A 17,154-nucleotide genomic window follows, 5' to 3' on the forward strand; every position below is an offset into this window, starting at 1 on the left:
GGTAACCAAGTTGAAAAGGTGCCGAAGTCTTACGGCCGTTACCTCGAAAACACCTACCGTCGAGTCTTGAAGCTGGTCGGTACGCCGATTCGCATCGAGTTCAAAGGTGGCGAGAACCCGTACGAGGCGAACAAGAACTCGTTGACCGACCGTCAGGTCAACAAGAAGCGCCGGATGATGTCGCACCACAAAAAAGCGGACAAAAAGCGCAGAGACAAGCGCTAATACGCTGAAGAGGGTTCCTCAAGGGGAGTGCTGCTTGTGTAGGGGCGAACTTGCCTCGCGATCTTTTGAAGATTTAAAGATCGCGAGGCAAGTTCGCCCCTATAGGTCAGAGTGCAGGTATCTGCACTGACGGGCATCACACTTTTAGGAGCCCTTTTTCGTGTCTGGCGTTTGGGCTATTCTCGCTAGGTCCTGTGCCGTAGTCAGAGCCGGGAACTCATCAGGGAACGGCCATGATTATCAGCAAGTTGCCGAATGTCGGCACCACCATCTTCACGCGCATGTCACAGCTCGCGGCTGAAACGGGCGCGCTTAACTTGTCTCAGGGTTTTCCTGACTTTGATGGCCCGCAAGCGTTGCGCGATGCCGTTGGTCAACACATTGCCAGTGGCCACAACCAATACTCTCCAATGACCGGTTTGCCTGCCTTGCGTACGCAAGTAGCGGCCAAAATTGCGCGCAGTTATGGCGTGCAGGTGGATGCCGATACCGAGGTGACCATCACCCCTGGCGCCACTCAAGCGATCTTCTGTGCCATTCAGGCGGTGATTCACGCTGGTGACGAAGTCATCGTGTTCGACCCGTGTTACGACAGTTATGAGCCTTCGGTCGAGCTAGCTGGTGGTCGCTGCGTACATGTGCAGTTAGGGCTCGACGATTTCTCCATTGACTGGCAGAAGCTCACAGACGCACTAACGCCGCGCACCCGCATGATCATCCTCAACACCCCACACAACCCGAGCGGCGCGTTGATCACACGTGCCGAGCTGGATCAGTTGGCCGCATTAATTGCAGATCGCGACATCTACTTGATCAGTGACGAGGTGTACGAGCATTTAGTGTACGACGGCGTGCCGCATGTCAGTGTGTTGTCACATCCAGAGTTGTACGCTCGTGCCTTCGTTGTCAGCTCATTCGGTAAGACCTACCACGTGACGGGTTGGAAAACCGGTTATGTCGTGGCACCGCCGGCGCTGACTGCGGAGCTGCGCAAAGTCCATCAATACGTGAGTTTTTGCGGCGTCACGCCGTTGCAGTTTGCGTTAGCCGACTTTATGGCGGCCAGCCCCGAGCACGTTGAAGAACTGCCTGCGTTTTATCAGGCCAAGCGGGATTTGTTTTGTGATGTATTGAGGCCCTCGCGTTTCACGTTTAAACCGGTGGCCGGGACGTACTTCCAATTGGTTGATTACTCCCACATTCGTCCAGACCTTAATGACGTCGACATGGCCGTGTGGATGACCCGTGAACACGGCGTTGCGACAATCCCTGTTTCGGTGTTCTACCAGACCCCCCCTCAAGGGCAGCGGCTGGTTCGTCTATGTTTTGCCAAACGCGAGGAGACGCTGCGTGAAGCAGCAAAAAAACTATGCGTGATCTAAGTGGTTTACCCGATTTAAACCTGGCGTTGGTGCAAACCACATTGGTGTGGCACGACCCTGCGGCTAACTTTGAGCACTTTGAAGAGTTGCTTGAGCACGCGCGTGGCGCAGACCTGGTGGTATTGCCAGAAATGTTCACCACGGGCTTTAGCATGGAGTCCGAAACCCTTGCAGAGCCCGAGTCGGGCCCAACCACGCACTGGTTACGCTCCCAAGCGCTAAAACTCAACGCTGTCGTGACCGGCAGTGTGATTGTCCAAGCCGCTGATGGCAGCCACCGCAATCGCTTGCTCTGGGCGCGCCCTGACGGCGAAGTGCTGCACTACGACAAACGCCATCTGTTCCGCATGGCTGGGGAGCATGAACACTTCACGCCGGGTGAGCGCCAGGTTCAGTTTGAAGTCAAAGGTTGGCGTATCCGGCCATTGATTTGCTACGACCTGCGTTTCCCCGTGTGGAGCTGCGACCCTCACGACACCGACTTGCTGCTGTACACCGCCAATTGGCCGGGTGCGCGCCGTCTGCATTGGAACCGTTTACTACCGGCCCGAGCGATTGAAAACCTGTGCTACGTCGGTGCGGTAAACCGCGTTGGCACAGATGGCAAGGGATTGGTCTACACCGGAGACAGCCATGTTCTCGACTTCCAAGGCGAATCGTTGCTCAGTGCAGGGGAGGCGGATGGCGTGTTCCAAGTCAGCTTGAGCGCTAGCCAATTAGGCGCCTACCGCGAACGCTTCCCGGCCTACATGGACGCCGACAATTTCGACCTGACGTGACGCCCACGTTAAATGGCCAGCAGGCGTTACTGGCTTTAAATGTAGGAGCTGCCACAGGCTGCGATCTTTTGATCTTCAAAATCTAAAGATCGCAGCCTACGGCAGCTCCTACAGAGGTTAAAAAAGCGTTACGCAGCTTTTTCAGCCTCTGCCGCGCTCAGCGAGCGGTTCAGGGCGCTAAACAAGGCCTTAAAGCTGGCGGTGGTAATGTTTTCATCAATGCCCACACCGTGTACGGCACGATCACCATTCACCCGCAGCTCAATGTACGCCGCGGCCTTAGCGTTGGTGCCAGCGCCAATCGCGTGTTCGTTGTAATCCATTATTTCGGCTTTAACGGGCAAGCCCGCCACCAGTGCTTCCAGCGCGCCATTGCCTTTGCCACTCCAGCGCAGGTTAGTTTCGCCAGCCCCTTTGGCCGATACTTCCACTTCAACAGCGCTGTGGCCGTTTTCTTCCTGCAGACGATGGCTGACCAGCGCATACGGCGTATTGGCTTGCAAATACTCAGTGTGCAGCAAGCTGTGGATCTGCTGCGCAGTCATCTCAAGGCCAAGGCGGTCAGTTTCGCGCTGCACCACTTGGCTGAACTCGATCTGCATGCGGCGTGGCAAGCTGATGCCGTATTCCTGCTCCAACAGGTAAGCAATCCCGCCTTTGCCCGACTGGCTGTTAACCCGAATAACGGCTTCGTAGCTACGGCCAATGTCCGCCGGGTCAATCGGTAAGTACGGCACTTCCCACACAGCATCTGGCTTTTGTTGGGTGAAACCCTTACGGATAGCGTCTTGGTGCGAGCCCGAGAACGCGGTGTGCACCAAGTCGCCCACATACGGGTGGCGAGGGTGTACCGGAATTTGGTTGCACTCTTCAACGACTTTGCGCACGCCGTCGATGTCGGAAAAGTCCAGCTCTGGATTCAGACCTTGGGTGTACATGTTCAACGCCACGGTCACCAAGTCAACGTTGCCAGTGCGCTCGCCGTTACCAAACAAACAGCCTTCAACGCGATCCGCGCCGGCCATCAGGCCCAGTTCAGTAGCAGCAACACCGGTGCCACGGTCGTTGTGGGTGTGCAGGCTGATGATCACGCTGTCACGGCGGTTAATGTGGCGGCCGAACCACTCAATCTGGTCGGCGTAGATGTTCGGCGTGGCGCACTCGACCGTCGCAGGCAGGTTAAGAATGGCCTTATGCTCAGGGGTCGGGTTCCAGACCTCAATCACTGCGTCGCACACTTCTTTAGCGAACTCTAGTTCGGTAGCGCTAAAGGTCTCTGGCGAATATTCGAAGGTCCATTGGGTTTCTGGCTGTTGAGCCGCGTATTTGACGAACAGCTTGGCGGCACTGACGGCGATCTCTTTGATGCCGTCTTTGTCTTGGTTGAACACGATGCGGCGGAACGACGGGCAGGTCGCGTTGTACAAGTGAACGATGGCTTTTTTGGCGCCGCGCAGCGATTCAAAAGTCCGTGCGATCAAGTCTTCACGACCCTGGGTCAACACCTGAATGGTGGTGTCGTCCGGGATGTGGCCGTCTTCGATCAGCGTACGTACGAAATCAAAGTCAGTTTGCGACGCTGCTGGGAATGAAGCCTCGATCTCTTTAACGCCAACACTGACCAGGGTCTTCCAAAAACGCAGCTTCTTTACTGAATCCATCGGCTCGATCAGCGACTGATTACCGTCGCGCAAGTCAGAGCTGCACCAGATAGGAGCTTGGGTGATGGTTTTCGATGGCCAGGTACGGTCAGGCAAATCAATGACTGGGAAAGCGCGGTATTTGGAGGAGGGATCTTTAAGCATGGTCATCAGGCAATCCTTTAATGTGCGAGCTGCATAGATAGAGATAAAAGCGGCCCGCTGAAGAAATACAAAGCAGGGGGGGACGAGGCAGCGCGTTTCAGCTTTGCAGTCGTGCACTGACGAGGCAGAGGCTTCGGTGCTGGCGTAATTGAATGAGGGTATGAGGTGTTTTCATAGGCTCAACCCTAACCATTGAACTTGAAGATGGCAAGCGGCTAAAAAAGATTGAGATAAATGCTCTTAAATATCTTTTTTTTGAGTTTTTATTGCGCTTATTTCTGTTTTGTTCATAAAAAATTGCGCCTTGTAGGCGGGCTCGGCAACCCGCCAGCGATGGATGGACTCAGGGCTGAAAGGCGCCGATAAAGATCGCCGGATCAACCCGGGCGTCGTTCAGGCTGACGTTCCAATGCATGTGCGGGCCAGTTGCACGACCCGTTGAGCCAACTTTACCGACCACATCGCCGCGTGCCAGTTGCTGGCCAACCTTGGTGTCGATCTTCGACAGGTGGCAGAACATGCTGATAAAGCCTTGGCCGTGATCGACAAACACCGTGTTGCCATTAAAGAAGTAGTTGCCGATCAAGATGACTTTGCCAGCGGCCGGGGTTTTGATCGGTGTGCCCGCAGGCACGGCGAAATCCAAGCCTGCGTGGGGGTTGCGCTCTTCGCCATTGAAAAAGCGACGTACGCCAAACTTGCTCGACAGCGGCCCATTCACCGGTTTGTCCAGCAGCAAATTGCTCGGTGTGTTCTGGCTGAATGTGCGATACGCCTTGATCTGCACTGCCAACTCGTTTTCGATACGTTTGAGGTCTGCCGGGTTGGGATTGACCTGACGCTGGTTTTTAAGGGTGATGTGCTGCTCGGGATACTTCTTATTACCCACGCTGAAGCTTAAGTTTTGACCATTGGCACTGAGTGTCTGCGTTCCCGGCTTTACGGTCAGCGGAATTCCGACAATCGCTCGCCAAGTATCTTGCTCTTTGACCACCAGCACGGGTTTGCCATCGTATTTAGCCTCTGGCCGTTGCGCGCCAGTGCCCAAATCAATCACCGCTACGCCGCCTGGCACCGGCTTATTGAGCATTCTGGTGATATAGCTATCAGCGGCCGAAGCGTTGAAGGCTAGGCACAGTAATAAAGCAGCAGTAAAAAAACGTGGCATTAGCTCAATCCAATAAAGAAAGGGTCACAGGTGTCAGGTGATTGTCTTCGACCCGCACCTGCAATTCGCCTTCGCCCAAGCGAGCCTTCAAGCGCTGGCCGTTGTGAGTCTGTGCGGCGTTGCGAATAGCATTACCGCGCTCATCGAGCAAAATGCTGTAACCACGGCCCAATGTCGCTAGGGGGCTGACCACGTGCAGGGTTTGCATTTGGCTTTGCAAATTGAGGCGCCGCGCCTTAAGACCTTCGCGCATGGCGCGTGGCAAGCGTGCGCCAAGGCTGTCCAGTCGCTGACGCAAGAGGGCCAGTTGGCGGCCTGGATGTTGCGCGGCCAGTCGAGTTTCAAGGCGGATTAAGCGCTCGCGACGCGTGTTAAGGCTGCGCTCAAACGCCCGGCGCATACGCATGTCCAAATCATCAAGACGCTGTGCCTGCTGACGTAGCCGTTCACCGGGGTGCCGAAGCCGTCGAGTTAAGCCATCGAGACGCAGGCGGTCGCGCATCAAGCGGTCACGGATGCGCATCACCAGTCGGCGGTGCAGGCTGTCAACCCGACGTTGCAGGTCGCTGGCGTCGGGTGCCAGCAACTCAGCCGCTGCCGACGGCGTTGGCGCACGCACATCGGCCACGAAGTCACTGATCGAAACGTCAGTTTCGTGGCCGACCGCACTCACAATCGGCGTTACGCAAGCGTCAACCGCACGGGCCACAGCCTCTTCATTAAAACACCACAGGTCTTCGAGCGAGCCACCGCCGCGTGCCAGAATCAGCGCGTCAAAGCCCCGTGCATCGGCTAGCTTCAGCGCCCGCACAATCTGCGCGGTGGCCTCGCGACCCTGCACAGCGGTGGGGATTAGGGTTAATTCAACCTGCGGTGCACGGCGGCGGAACACGCTGATGATGTCGCGAATCACTGCCCCGGTGGGCGAACTGATAATGCCAATCCGCTGCGGGTGGGCAGGCAGTGGCACTTTGCGCTCGGCACTGAACAAACCTTCAGCGCTGAGCTTCTCTTTAAGCGCATCAAAGGCCAATCGTAAGGCGCCATCACCAGCGGGCTCCACCGTATCGAGGATCAGTTGGTAATCGCCACGCCCTTCAAACAGAGACACCTTGCCGCGGACTTTGACAGCCAGGCCGTCTTTAAGCGCTTGGCGTACCCGAGCAGCGTTATTGCGAAACAGCGCGCAGCGGACTTGGGCGCCACTGTCTTTTAAAGTGAAGTAAATATGCCCAGACGCCGGGCGGGCGAGGTTGGAGATTTCGCCTTCGACCCAGATGTTGCTGAACACGTCTTCGAGCAAGACCCGCGCCCGGCCATTGAGTTGGCTGACGGTCAGGACTTCTCGGTCGAGATTGAGTCGTGCAAAGGGATCTTTAATCATGCGGGCCATCATAAGGGCGGATTGTTTTGACTGCACCTGTCTGGTTAAAGTCCGCAGCACGTGACACAAAAAAGATCACAACGATGGAGCGTAGGAGCAGCCGGTCGACGCTCGATGCTCGCGATCTTTTGATCGTTTAAAAGGTCGCGTGACAAGTTCGTTACAATGCCCGCTTTTATTTTTCTCTACACGTGTCGTACCCATGAATTCGCAAAGCATCATTGCTCCTAGAATCTCCACCTTGCCAGTCCACGAGCCGCGTGCCCGCGCGATCGTGCGTTGGCTAGTGCGCAAAAATATTATTGAAGAAGCACTCAGCACCTGCGGCCGTAATGGCAGCGCTATGGCTTATGCCATTGCGCCAGGCGCCGCGAGCGTAGTGCTGCATCCCGAGGCACTGCCATTCGGCCAGCCGATCAATGGCCTTGAGATCATCACCAAGCGTTGCATCTATACGCCGGTCAAAGGTTTTCTTGAGGAAGCAGGGTGTCCCGAGTGCCGCAAAGAAGTCGGTGAAGCGTTGTTCGACAGCTTGGAAGAGTGGATGCCAGGGCACACCGATAACTTCATTTGCCCGCTGTGTGGCCATGAAGATGACATTAACGGTTATCTGTTTTTGCAGCCATGCGCGTTCTCCAACCTAGGGTTCATTTTCCATAACTGGGCCGAGGCTGGATTCAAGCAGAGCTTCCTCGACGAGTTTGCCGATTGGCTGGATCAACCGGTGGCATGGGTCAAAGTGGAGTTGTAAGGGCGTTTTCTGCCTCAAGAGTCAATAAATCATGGCTCTTAGCGCAAAACTCTCTAAAGGTTTCCGTTGAGAGCCACAGGTGTTTTAAGTACAATGGCGCGCTTCCATTTTCCCGCTCGGGAGCCCCAGCGATGCTGCGTATCAGCCAAGAAGCACTCACCTTCGATGACATCCTTCTCGTCCCCGGTTATTCCGAGGTTCTCCCGAACGAAGTCAGCCTCAAGACTCGTTTGACCCGTGGCATTGAACTGAATATCCCTCTTGTTTCCGCTGCGATGGACACCGTGACTGAAGCCCGTCTGGCAATCGCCATGGCTCAGGAAGGCGGCATAGGCATCATCCACAAGAACATGACCATCGAGCAGCAAGCTCACGAAGTGCGCAAGGTCAAACGCTACGAAGCCGGTGTGGTTAAAGAGCCCATCACGATCGAAGCTGACGCCACGGTTCGTGAACTGTTCGAATTGACCCGTCAACACAACATTTCTGGCGTTCCGGTTCTGCACAATGGCGACTTGGTCGGCATCGTGACGTCCCGTGACGTGCGCTTTGAAAGCCGTCTGGAAGCCACTGTTCGTGAAGTGATGACGCCTAAAGAGCGTCTGGTCACGGTCAAAGAAGGCGCCGACAAAGACGAAGCCCGTGAACTGCTGCACAAGCACCGCATCGAGCGTGTGCTGATCGTCGACGATCACTTTGTGCTTAAAGGCATGATGACCGTCAACGACATCGAAAAAGCCAAGGCTTACCCGCTGGCCAGCAAAGATGACCAGGGTCGTCTGCGTGTGGGCGCCGCGGTAGGGACAGGTAAAGACACCGAAGACCGTGTTTCTGCTCTGGTAGCGGCTGGCGTTGACGTTGTAGTTGTCGACACCGCGCACGGTCACTCCAAAGGCGTGATCGACCGCGTACGTTGGGTCAAGCAACGCTTCCCAGAAGTGCAGGTCATTGGCGGCAACATCGCCACTGGCGCAGCCGCTCTGGCCTTGGCTGAAGCTGGCGCTGACGCCGTTAAAGTCGGTATCGGCCCAGGCTCGATCTGCACCACCCGTATTGTGGCCGGTGTTGGCGTTCCGCAAATCAGCGCGATTGCCAATGTGGCTGCCGCCTTGGAAGGTACAGGCGTACCGTTGATCGCTGACGGTGGCATCCGCTTCTCGGGTGACCTGTCCAAAGCCATCGTTGCCGGTGCCTCCTGCGTGATGATGGGTTCGATGTTTGCCGGTACGGAAGAAGCACCGGGTGAAATCGAACTGTTCCAAGGCCGTTCGTACAAGGCTTATCGTGGCATGGGTTCGCTGGGTGCGATGTCGCAATCCCAGGGTTCCTCTGACCGTTACTTCCAGGACTCCTCTGCGGGTGCCGAGAAGCTGGTGCCGGAAGGCATCGAAGGTCGCGTGCCGTACAAAGGTTCGCTCACCGCGATCATTCACCAACTGATGGGCGGTCTGCGTTCCTCGATGGGTTACACCGGCAGCGCCGACATCGAGCAAATGCGTACCAAACCTGAGTTTGTGCGTATCACCGGCGCGGGTATGGCTGAATCCCACGTTCACGACGTGCAGATCACCAAAGAAGCGCCTAACTATCGCGTAGGTTGATAGTGGTCGCATCCGGGCTCCAACCCGGGTGCGATACGAATTAAATCACCGGGGCTGTTTGATTCAGCCCCGTGTCGTTTCTGAAATTTATCGAGATATTGTCATGTCCCTCGACATTCACGCCCACCGCATTCTGATTCTGGACTTCGGTTCTCAGTACACCCAGTTGATCGCCCGTCGCGTTCGTGAAATCGGTGTTTACTGCGAACTGCACCCGTTCGACATGGACGATGCAGCGATCCGCGAATTTGCCCCTAAAGGCATCATCCTGGCCGGCGGCCCGGAGTCAGTACACGAAGCCAACAGCCCGCGTGCCCCGCAAGCGGTATTTGACCTGGGCGTACCGGTTTTCGGTATCTGCTACGGCATGCAAACCATGGCTGAACAGCTGGGTGGCAAGGTTGAAGGTTCCGAACTACGTGAGTTCGGCTATGCCCGCGTCGACGTGGTTGGCAAAAGCCGCCTGCTCGACGGCATCGAAGACCACATAGACGCTGACGGCCTGTTCGGTCTGGACGTGTGGATGAGCCACGGTGACAAAGTCACCAAAATGCCATCCGACTTCCACGTACTGGCCAGCACCCCGAGCTGCCCGATTGCCGGCATGTTCGACGACGAGCGTGCTTACTACGGCGTGCAGTTCCACCCAGAAGTGACCCACACCAAGCAGGGCGGTCGGATCCTATCGCGCTTCATCCTCGACATCTGCGGCTGTGATGCCTTGTGGACTCCGTCGAAAATCGCGGAAGACGCTATCGCCACCATTCGCGCTCAAGTCGGCACCGACAACGTGCTGCTGGGCTTGTCCGGCGGCGTTGACTCCTCGGTTGTAGCGGCTCTGCTGCACAAGGCCATCGGTGATCAACTGACGTGCGTCTTCGTCGACAACGGTTTACTGCGTCTGCACGAAGGTGACCAAGTAATGGCCATGTTCGCAGAGAACATGGGCGTCAAAGTCATCCGCGCCAACGCTGCCGACCAGTTCTTGGACAACTTGGCTGGCGAAAACGACCCGGAGAAAAAGCGCAAAATCATCGGTCGTACTTTCATCGACGTCTTCGATGCGCAATCCAGCAAACTGGACAACATCAAGTACTTGGCGCAGGGCACCATCTACCCGGACGTGATCGAGTCGGCTGGCGCTAAAAGCGGCAAGGCGCACGTCATCAAGTCGCACCACAACGTTGGCGGCTTGCCAGAAGAAATGAACCTCAAGCTGGTTGAGCCACTGCGTGAGCTGTTCAAAGACGAAGTTCGCCGTCTGGGCTTGGAGCTCGGCCTGCCGTACGACATGGTCTACCGCCACCCGTTCCCGGGCCCGGGTTTGGGCGTACGGATCTTGGGTGAAGTGAAAAAGGAATACGCCGACCTGCTGCGTCGTGCTGACCACATCTTCATCGAAGAACTGCGCAAAGCCGACTGGTACCACAAAGTCAGCCAAGCTTTCGTCGTCTTCCAGCCGGTCAAATCCGTTGGCGTCGTAGGCGATGGCCGCCGTTATGCGTGGGTCGTTGCCCTGCGTGCTGTAGAGACCATCGACTTCATGACTGCGCGTTGGGCACACCTGCCTTACGAACTGCTTGAAACCGTGAGCGGCCGCATCATCAACGAAATCGAAGGCATCTCACGCGTCACCTACGACGTGTCGAGTAAGCCACCGGCGACGATTGAGTGGGAATGATCCCGCGTCCGGCACAGCCCGGCACGATCTAGCAAGAAATACCCTGAAGCCCGTGTAATTGCGGGCTTTTGGCTTTTTGGGTCTGGCAAATTCTGGCAGCTTTGTGCATCGCCCAACAGCACGCTGCCCCCCTCGCACAGCAAGCAAATCCCAGCAAAGTGAACAATCGCGACAGGCTAAGGGCGCCATTGCGAAGGGTTCGACTGTTTTTTAAATGTTTTTGTAAAAGATTCCCATTGGCAATTCGTCTTCTACCTGTGGATCACATAATTATCACTACAGGAGCCGATGGATGTCCGCTTGTATCTCTTCCCCGCCTTTCAGTCTGCGCAGTGTCGCGCTGGCATTTAGCCTTTCAGGTTCGCTATTGGCCAATAGCGCTGCATGGGCCGAGCCCGTCAGTTACACCATTTCGGCAGGGTCGCTCACCCACGCGATCAACACGTTTGCCGCTACGAGTGGGGTCACTGTGAACTTTAGTCGTGAAGAAACGGCTGGCTTGAATACGGCGGGGTTGCAGGGGCATTACGAGCCGGAGCAGGGCCTAGCTTTGCTGCTGCAAGGCAGTGGCCTGAAGTTCCAGCAAGTGGGAGACAAGCACTACGTACTGGCCCGGCCTCACACGTCGGATTCAATGGAGCTGACGGCAACCACCGTCTCCGGTATGGGGTTGGGCGCCACGACTGAAGGGACAGATAGTTATGCCACGGGCTCGGCAAACACCGCGACGGGTTTGCGCCTGTCGGCACGCGAGACGCCGCAGTCGATCAGCGTGGTGACGCGCCAGTTGATTGAAGACTTGAACTTGAACGATGTGACCCAGGTGCTTGAGCAGACCCCAGGCGTGGTAGTCGAGAGCATGGGGCCCGCCGGTAGCGATTCCAATCACATCTATGTACGAGGCTTTGAAATCAGCAATATTCAGGTCGATGGGGTTAATCGGCCTAACACTTACGGGTTCAGTGATGAGCTTGCTGACACCGTCACCTATGACCGGATCGAGGTGGTGCGCGGCGCGACCGGGTTGATGTCGGGGACGGGTGATCCGGGCGCCACCGTTAACTTGATTCGCAAAAAACCAACGCTTGAAACCAAACGCACACTCACGCTCAAGGCGGGTTCTTGGGACGACTACCGCACAGAGCTGGACGTGTCTGGGAAGCTCTCCGAAAGCGGCAATGTTCGTGGACGTTTCGTCGCATCGAGCAGCGATAGCCGCAGCTACGTCGACCGCCAGACCTTGGAGCGGCAGGTAGCTTACGGGGTGCTGGAATGGGACGTCACCGATGACACGATGCTGACAGTCGGGGCGGAATATCAGGACATGGACAACAAAGGCGCCGGTAACCACGGTTTTCCAATGTTCACCTCCGATGGTGGCCATTTCAGCCCGTCTCGCTCATTCAACTCAGGCGCGGACTGGGGTTACCACAAGCGTCGCGCCAAGACGCTGTTCACCACCTTGGAGCACGAACTGGATAACGGCTGGCATCTCAAGTTCAACGCCGAACACAGTCGCCGCAGCTATGACGATGCCTTCGCCACGGCCGCCAGCGGCACTGTGAAGCCTGACGGCAGTGGTATCAGCACGTGGACCGGGCGTTGGTCCGGTGAGCCACGCCAAACCACATTCGACGTGTCGGCGACCGGCCCTTTTGAGCTGTTCACTCGCGAGCACCAACTGTATCTAGGCGCCAGCCACTCCAAGTCGTATTACCGAAATGATGGCTACCCACTGTGGTCGTTTCAAGACATCGACAACATCTACACATGGGATGGCTCGCTGGCCATACCGGATGCCATTTACACCAAATCATCACGTGATGCACTGGATGAAAAACAGGATGGTTTAGTCGCCTCGGTTCGCTGGAGCTTGGCCGATGACCTGTCGTTGATCACCGGGGCACGGGTCATTGATTGGAGGCGCGATGAAGCCGCCACCACCCTTTCGACCGGCGATATCAAACGCACTTCGCGCAGCGAAAACGGGATCGTGACCCCTTACTTCGGTTTGGTTTATGACATCGACGACAACTGGTCGGCTTATGCGAGCTACACCACGATCTTCCAACCGCAGAACAACAAAGACGTCAATGGCAGCTATTTGGACCCTAAAGAGGGCGTGAACTACGAGATGGGCATCAAGAGCGAGTTCTGGGACAAACGTCTGACTGCGGCCCTGAGCGTCTTCGAGGTACATCAAGACAACCTCGCAGTGGCCGATGGTAACCAATTGGCGCCGGACGGCAACCAAGCCTACCGCGCCGAGTCGGGCACCAAAACCCGCGGCTTTGAGATGGAAATGGCGGGTGAGATCCTGCCCGATTGGCAGGTCTTGGCCAGCTACACCTATGCCGAGGTCAAAGACTCGGATGATAAACGCCTGATGACCGAAGTGCCTCGCGACACTGTGAAGCTGTTTACCAGCTATCGTCTTGGCTCACTCCCGCAATTGAAAGTGGGCGGAGGGGTGCGCTGGCAGGGCACCGAGTACTACAAGGGTGCAGGGCCTAACAATGAGACGTTCTCTCAGGGCGCTTACAGTGTTGTCGACCTAATGGCGCAATACGCCTTCACCCCGCAAACCAGCGTCTCGCTGAACCTCAACAACGTGCTGGATAAGAGCTACTACACCGCGATTGGCGCTCGTGGATGGTATGGCACCCCACGTAGCGCAACGGCCACCTTGGTCTACGCCTTCTAGGTTTAGGAAACGCCCTACATATAGATGCGAGTCGACCTACGCTCCGCTCTGGATCGGTCGTGCTAGAGCGGTTTTTCCCACAGCTGAAAGCTACCCGGACTACATTACAGCTCCAGTCTTTAGGGGGTTAAATATTCCTGATTCTAAAAAGAAAAAGGATATCCCCTAATGACAAAGAAGCTTGATTCATTCGCGAACAAAGGAAGTTTCCACACCCAATCCATCCTCACTACCGGCGTGCTGCAGACGAAGGTAGAACTGCCTCTGACGCTGCTGACCACTCTCGACTTCAACGATCATGGTGCAGCTCTGCGCCCTCAGTACCACCATCCCGTCGCTCAAAACCACTGTGGCCACCGCCCAAATCCTGCCAAGCGTCAGGGTGACGTGGCATCGCACATGGGCAGGCGGCAGCAGGTGACGTTCAGTCAGGCCTGTTGAAGACGACACCATCGTGCCCAACGAAGAAATCTTCTGCGACAAGTGGGGGCGGGTCAAAGTCAGCTTCCCCTGGGACCGCGCGAGCCAGAACAACGAACACAGCTCCTGCTGGATCCGCGTCGCCCAAGGCTGGGCGGGCACCACCTGGGGTGCGATGGCCATACCGCGCATCGGTCAGGAGCTAATCATCCAGTACTTTGACGGTGATCCCTACGTCCACGCCGAGAAAGACCAGAACGTGATGGTCAACAACAACGAGACCCACACCGTGGGCGTTGACCGCACCCATGCGGTAGGTCAGGACGAAACCATCACCGTGGGCCGCAACAGCTTACGCGTGGTGAAAACCAACGACACGCTGAAGGTGGGCGGCAATAAAAACGATCACGTTGCCGGCGAGTACTACATCGGCGTTGGTTCAAAACTACGCCTTGAATGCGGCAAAACCGTGATTGAGCTGAACGCCAATGGTGACCTGAGCATCACCTGCGAAAACATCAACATCACCGCCAATCAGGCAGGCCAGATCAACACCCCAGCCGGCATGTTGGATCTCAATGTGGATGGCGGTAAAGCCGCAGCCACTGCAGACGGTCGAGAGGGCAGCGCCATCCAGGCGGAAGTCAATAGCCACTTCAAGCAAAGCTAAGCCACTGGGCTTAAGCCGAATAACACCCACCATTCCACAAAAGGACTGCCGTAATGGCCCAATACCTGACTCAGGATCTGATCGTCGACCTTGGCGACAATCATCCCGAAGACACAACACTGAACATGCTGCATTTTCGGGAGAGGCAAACCACCTTGGTCATTGCCCGCAGCGCCTTGCCAGAGCAACAAACCCTGGATGATGCCTACACCCTGCAAATGGAGCTGCTGCGCAAGCAGCTTAGCGGGTTCGATTGCACTGACCCCAAGCACGTTTTGATCGGCCAAGCCCCACAGTCGGAAGGACGTGAAGTCGCCCTCCAATTCATGCATGGCGACCAGCCCACCTTTCAGCTCCAACTGGCCTGCCTGCTACCCGGACAACCACGGTTGCTGGTTCTGAATTACAGCAAGCACAGCCTGTTGACCGACGCTGACATTGAACATTGGCGATGGATCAAGAAAAGCCTGCGCTTTACCTGATCAGCCCCCACCTGCCTAAACGCCTGCCCAGCAAGGAACCCGATTCAATGGCTCAGAACGTACATGCCGCCAGAGAGGGCGACGCCATTCTCCATCCGTCACTGGCGGCCGAAATGATGAGCGCCGTGACAGAAGCCATTGTCTATGCCGCCGCCACCGCTCTCGCCGGGGCAGCAATTGCTGGCACGGTTGTAGCCGTAGTGGGCACAGGCGGTGCCGCAGCGGTTCTCGTCCCATTGATTGCTGGGACGCTGGTAGGCGCCGCCAGCATGCTTCCCCTTGGGGAAAGTGGAAGCATCGGTGATGCGATCAGCCGTGGCTGCGACAGTCTGGCCAACAGCATCTTCCCTGCCGAGCCTTATGGCGAAATCAGCAGTGGCTCCAGCGATACGCGCATCAACGGCAAACCTGCTGCCCGCGCCGCAGGACGGATGACCGGTGGCGGCGGGGAAGATTCCCCCGAAGAAGAGGCCGAACCGTCGGTTCTGGAAAACATCGGCTCAATAGCCAAGTCGGCCGCCCCCTTCCTCCTCCCTGTGCTCGGGCTGGGCATGGCGATCAAGGACATCTTCAATCCACCTGTCACAACGCCCGCCGCACCTGGAACAGAGCCCGCCAATCAGGATGAGGTCACCTGCAGCCGTCACCCGCCCATGCCCATTGCCTATATTGCACAAGGCTCCAGCAAAGTCTTCATCAACGGTCAGCCAGCCGCCAGAGCCGGCGACAAGACCACCTGCGATGCCACCATCGACAGCGATGCCAATGTCTCGCCGAACGTGCGCATTGGGGGAGAGCCACTGACCGTCCGCGATATTCGCAACGGCAAAAGCAAGCTCGCACAATTCACCGGCATCGTGGCGGGCATGTTGATTTCCAGGCGGATCAAACTTAGGCCACGCCCCAAGAGCAGCCCCAAACCATCACGCGGCATACCGGGGTGCAAGGGAAGCCCGGTATTTGTCTCAACTGGAAGCAAGATACTGGGAGGCCAAGAAGATCTTGACTTCACCCTGCCCGGCCTGATTCCAATTGTGTGGAGCAGAGGTTATGACAGCAATGACCTGCGCACCGATGGGTTATTCGGCCAGGGCTGGAGCGTGCCCTATGAAGTGGAAATCGCCCGCGTTGCGCACCCCGAAGGTGGCGATCTATGGATCTACATCGACGAAGAAGGCACCCGTCTCGAACTGGGCAAGCTAGCCGTCGGCGATGCCTTTGTCAGCGTGCTCGATGGCCTGGCGTTCTTTCAGGCAGAGAACGGGCTGTCGGTGGTCGAGGATATCTATGCTGGCCACTACCAGGTCTTCCAGACCGACCCGCACAACCCGAACCGCTCACGCCTGATCAGGCTCGGTGACCGCAACCTCAACACCCAGGAATTGCACTACGATCCGCAAGGCCGCCTGCAGTTTGTGTACAGCGACTTCAGTCAGATGATCGTGCGACTGCGTTACGACAGCCAGCACCCGCGCCGGGTCAGTCAGGTCCAGCGGCTGTACATCAAGCCAGGGGACGCCTCAGGAATCGAGCACGCCGAGACACTGGCCCGTTACCGCTACACAGCAAACGGCCAGCTTCAGACCGTGCTCGACGCCACCGAGCTGGTACTGCGCCAGTTTACCTATACCGCCGAAGGCTACCTCGATAGCCATACCCAGCCCTCCGGTGCGGTCCGGCAGTATCAATGGGAACGTTTCACCCTCCCACAGCAACGCCCGCAACCCACGCCCGGCTACAACCTCCCGCCGTTGCTGGAACCCCAGCCCGACCACGAATGGCGGGTGATCCGGCACTGGGGCAGCGACGGTGAGGACTACCAGTTCAGCTATGACCTGGAAAAAGGCGAAACCCGCGTCACCGACAACCTGGGCCGCCAAGATCATTATTACTGGGGCGCGTTCTACGAGATCTACAAACACATCGACCCGCTGGGCCACTGCTGGCAGGACGACATGCTCGCCGGACAGTTGCTCAAAAGCATCGACCCACAAGGCGGCGAATGGCAGTACAGCTACGACGAACTCGGCCGCCTGATCGAAACCCGCGACCCCTTGGGCCGCAGTGAGCGGATCCGTTACACCCGCCACTGGGCCCTGCCG

13 protein-coding genes and 1 pseudogene are annotated in these 17,154 nt (G+C 57.0%); 11 read left to right on the forward strand and 3 right to left on the reverse strand.

Annotated features, from left to right (window positions below):
* The 3 genes and pseudogenes from AQS70_RS22350 to AQS70_RS22360 form a co-directional block, all read left to right on the forward strand.
* Positions 1 to 225 (forward strand): annotated as a pseudogene (locus AQS70_RS22350) (ribosome biogenesis GTPase Der); the annotation flags it as partial.
* 233 nt (positions 226 to 458) lie between these two features.
* Complete coding sequence (locus AQS70_RS22355) at positions 459 to 1,607, forward strand: pyridoxal phosphate-dependent aminotransferase (protein ID WP_055104919.1); 1,149 nt, start codon at positions 459 to 461, stop codon at positions 1,605 to 1,607.
* Complete coding sequence (locus AQS70_RS22360; RefSeq protein WP_055104929.1) at positions 1,595 to 2,386, forward strand: amidohydrolase; 792 nt, start codon at positions 1,595 to 1,597, stop codon at positions 2,384 to 2,386. The genes AQS70_RS22355 and AQS70_RS22360 overlap by 13 nt, the downstream gene beginning before the upstream one ends.
* Positions 2,387 to 2,514: 128 nt before the next feature.
* Here AQS70_RS22360 and leuA read toward each other — a convergent pair whose 3' ends face one another.
* The 3 genes from leuA to xseA form a co-directional block, all read right to left on the reverse strand.
* Positions 2,515 to 4,197 (reverse strand): 2-isopropylmalate synthase, encoded by a 1,683-nt coding sequence (gene leuA / locus AQS70_RS22365; RefSeq protein WP_055104920.1) that lies wholly within the window; start codon positions 4,195 to 4,197, stop codon positions 2,515 to 2,517.
* A 337-nt stretch (positions 4,198 to 4,534) separates the two neighbouring features.
* A complete protein-coding gene (locus AQS70_RS22370; protein WP_055104921.1) occupies positions 4,535 to 5,359 on the reverse strand; it encodes a M23 family metallopeptidase in 825 nt (274 codons plus the stop codon).
* 4 nt (positions 5,360 to 5,363) lie between these two features.
* Complete coding sequence (xseA, locus tag AQS70_RS22375; protein ID WP_055104930.1) at positions 5,364 to 6,743, reverse strand: exodeoxyribonuclease VII large subunit; 1,380 nt, start codon at positions 6,741 to 6,743, stop codon at positions 5,364 to 5,366.
* A 202-nt stretch (positions 6,744 to 6,945) separates the two neighbouring features.
* Here xseA and AQS70_RS22380 point away from each other — a divergent pair, with 202 nt between their 5' ends.
* The 8 genes from AQS70_RS22380 to AQS70_RS22415 all read left to right on the forward strand — a co-directional run.
* A complete protein-coding gene (locus AQS70_RS22380; protein WP_055104922.1) occupies positions 6,946 to 7,494 on the forward strand; it encodes a hypothetical protein in 549 nt (182 codons plus the stop codon).
* A 131-nt stretch (positions 7,495 to 7,625) separates the two neighbouring features.
* Positions 7,626 to 9,095 carry an IMP dehydrogenase gene (gene guaB / locus AQS70_RS22385; protein ID WP_055104923.1) on the forward strand — a complete coding sequence of 490 codons (1,470 nt, stop codon included), beginning with the start codon at positions 7,626 to 7,628 and terminating at the stop codon, positions 9,093 to 9,095.
* Between the two features lie 103 nt (positions 9,096 to 9,198).
* Entirely contained in the window at positions 9,199 to 10,776 is a 1,578-nt protein-coding gene (guaA, locus tag AQS70_RS22390) for a glutamine-hydrolyzing GMP synthase (RefSeq protein WP_055104924.1), read from the forward strand.
* A 292-nt stretch (positions 10,777 to 11,068) separates the two neighbouring features.
* Positions 11,069 to 13,480: a TonB-dependent siderophore receptor gene (locus AQS70_RS22395; protein WP_055104925.1), complete on the forward strand. Its 2,412-nt coding sequence runs from the start codon at positions 11,069 to 11,071 to the stop codon at positions 13,478 to 13,480.
* A gap of 168 nt (positions 13,481 to 13,648) precedes the next feature.
* On the forward strand, positions 13,649 to 13,921 hold the full coding sequence (locus AQS70_RS22400; RefSeq protein WP_055104926.1) for a hypothetical protein: 273 nt from the start codon (positions 13,649 to 13,651) through the stop codon (positions 13,919 to 13,921).
* Positions 13,922 to 13,934: 13 nt separating this feature from the next.
* A complete protein-coding gene (locus AQS70_RS22405) occupies positions 13,935 to 14,570 on the forward strand; it encodes a bacteriophage T4 gp5 trimerisation domain-containing protein (RefSeq protein WP_055104927.1) in 636 nt (211 codons plus the stop codon).
* Between the two features lie 53 nt (positions 14,571 to 14,623).
* Positions 14,624 to 15,052: a DcrB-related protein gene (locus AQS70_RS22410; RefSeq protein ID WP_055104928.1), complete on the forward strand. Its 429-nt coding sequence runs from the start codon at positions 14,624 to 14,626 to the stop codon at positions 15,050 to 15,052.
* Positions 15,022 to 17,154 (forward strand): PAAR domain-containing protein (locus AQS70_RS22415; RefSeq protein WP_241492883.1); only part of this gene is annotated, 2,133 nt, incomplete at its 3' end. The genes AQS70_RS22410 and AQS70_RS22415, both read left to right, overlap by 31 nt.

The sequence above is a fragment of the Pseudomonas endophytica genome (genome assembly GCF_001411475.1).
GTDB lineage: Bacteria > Pseudomonadota > Gammaproteobacteria > Pseudomonadales > Pseudomonadaceae > Aquipseudomonas > Aquipseudomonas endophytica.

Coding starts and splice junctions, on each gene's coding strand:
- leuA (WP_055104920.1), bottom strand. CDS start 4,197: ATGACCATGCTTAAAGATCCCTCCTCCAAATACCGCGCTTTCCCAGTC.
- AQS70_RS22355 (WP_055104919.1), top strand. CDS start 459: ATGATTATCAGCAAGTTGCCGAATGTCGGCACCACCATCTTCACGCGC.
- AQS70_RS22370 (WP_055104921.1), bottom strand. CDS start 5,359: ATGCCACGTTTTTTTACTGCTGCTTTATTACTGTGCCTAGCCTTCAAC.
- guaB (WP_055104923.1), top strand. CDS start 7,626: ATGCTGCGTATCAGCCAAGAAGCACTCACCTTCGATGACATCCTTCTC.
- xseA (WP_055104930.1), bottom strand. CDS start 6,743: ATGATTAAAGATCCCTTTGCACGACTCAATCTCGACCGAGAAGTCCTG.
- AQS70_RS22410 (WP_055104928.1), top strand. CDS start 14,624: ATGGCCCAATACCTGACTCAGGATCTGATCGTCGACCTTGGCGACAAT.
- AQS70_RS22400 (WP_055104926.1), top strand. CDS start 13,649: ATGACAAAGAAGCTTGATTCATTCGCGAACAAAGGAAGTTTCCACACC.
- guaA (WP_055104924.1), top strand. CDS start 9,199: ATGTCCCTCGACATTCACGCCCACCGCATTCTGATTCTGGACTTCGGT.
- AQS70_RS22395 (WP_055104925.1), top strand. CDS start 11,069: ATGTCCGCTTGTATCTCTTCCCCGCCTTTCAGTCTGCGCAGTGTCGCG.
- AQS70_RS22380 (WP_055104922.1), top strand. CDS start 6,946: ATGAATTCGCAAAGCATCATTGCTCCTAGAATCTCCACCTTGCCAGTC.
- AQS70_RS22360 (WP_055104929.1), top strand. CDS start 1,595: ATGCGTGATCTAAGTGGTTTACCCGATTTAAACCTGGCGTTGGTGCAA.